General features: G+C 53.8%; 1 protein-coding gene. It reads right to left on the bottom strand.

Annotated features, from left to right (window positions below):
• Positions 1-14: 14 nt before the first annotated feature.
• Positions 15-333, bottom strand: a 319-nt coding sequence (locus J4573_RS53450) for a hypothetical protein (protein WP_208264195.1), incomplete at its 5' end; no start/stop codon positions are given.

Raw genomic sequence — 333 nt, 5'->3', positions numbered from 1 at the left:
ACAACCGCCAAACCTCAGAGAAAATCCCAGCAATGCAATCCCGAAAGACTGCTTGCCTCAAAGAAATCCCCAACCCTGATCCGAAGAACAGGGCCACGGGGAGACCAGGCACCATGGCCTGGCCTATAAAGGCACTGGCTTTTAACACGCTGTTGAGTTCTCAAGAAACGGACACCCACCGCGTTCGATCCGCTTTCGCGTCTCTCACCCCGGGGCGACTCATTTACTTTATCAGATCCGCTCGGCTTGTCAATTTCCGGGCTTTTCTGATTTCCGCTCTTGCGAGCGGGTGTTGCCATTTCATCAGATCCAGCGCGATTTACCAAATCGGCC

The organism is Actinomadura barringtoniae (assembly GCF_017573505.1).
Lineage (GTDB): Bacteria > Actinomycetota > Actinomycetes > Streptosporangiales > Streptosporangiaceae > Spirillospora > Spirillospora barringtoniae.
Note: the sequence above shows the minus strand (reverse complement) of the source record. Positions and strands in the feature narration are given on the sequence as shown.